Genomic DNA, 1,044 nt, shown 5'->3' on the forward strand with positions numbered 1-1,044 from the left:
TTCCCTTCGGGGCAGGGGTGACAGGTGGTGCATGGTTGTCGTCAGCTCGTGTCGTGAGATGTTGGGTTAAGTCCCGCAACGAGCGCAACCCTTATCCTTAGTAGCCAGCAGTCAGATGGGAACTCTAGGGAGACTGCCAGGGATAACCTGGAGGAAGGTGGGGATGACGTCAAATCATCATGCCCCTTATGATTTGGGCTACACACGTGCTACAATGGCGTAAACAAAGGGAAGCGAAACCGCGAGGTCAAGCAAATCCCAAAAATAACGTCTCAGTTCGGATTGTAGTCTGCAACTCGACTACATGAAGCTGGAATCGCTAGTAATCGCGAATCAGAATGTCGCGGTGAATACGTTCCCGGGTCTTGTACACACCGCCCGTCACACCATGGGAGTCGATAACGCCCGAAGTCAGTGACCCAACCTTATAGGAGGGAGCTGCCGAAGGCGGGATTGATAACTGGGGTGAAGTCGTAACAAGGTAGCCGTATCGGAAGGTGCGGCTGGATCACCTCCTTTCTAAGGAAGAAGAAGTAAGGGTTTTATATACTGTTGAATCTTTGATAAGGTTCCAAAAATTCCGGTGTCGATGCGCTTATGGGACACACCCGTTCCCATCCCGAACACGATGGTTAAGACGTAAGCGGCCGATGGTACTATATTGGAGACGATATGGGAGAGCAGGTGGATGCCGGATTTACTTTGTAAAACTCACTCGAAGACATCTATGAAATACGGATGATGTCACAGAGTGTTTATATAGAACGGACACGTTTTAATGGGTGGAGATAAAGGCGAAGCCTGTGATGTCTCGAAAGAGATGAAAAAAATGTGTTAACCTACTTCAGCAGGGTAGTGCTGTTCCATATAACTGGTTTTTACCAGTGATTAGTGAATTTGAAATATCAAGTTTACTAATGACTGATAAACTTCAGTCAAACATGTACCTTGAAAACCACATATTGAATATATCTAGAAAGATTTGAGTACAGGAAACTGTATGAGAATCGTTCAAGACATCCGAGGTGATATAAGAAGCGATTC

Annotated in this window: 2 rRNA genes; both read left to right on the forward strand. The window is 46.3% G+C overall.

The features are described 5' to 3' along the window. Positions 1-519: ribosomal RNA gene (locus HMPREF9473_RS25825) — 16S ribosomal RNA — on the forward strand; the annotation flags it as partial. Positions 520-579: 60 nt separating this feature from the next. Beyond that, positions 580-697 (forward strand): 5S ribosomal RNA (rrf, locus tag HMPREF9473_RS25830). Positions 698-1,044: the final 347 nt, after the last annotated feature.

This window comes from Hungatella hathewayi WAL-18680, from assembly GCF_000235505.1.
Classification (GTDB): domain Bacteria; phylum Bacillota; class Clostridia; order Lachnospirales; family Lachnospiraceae; genus Hungatella_A; species Hungatella_A hathewayi_A.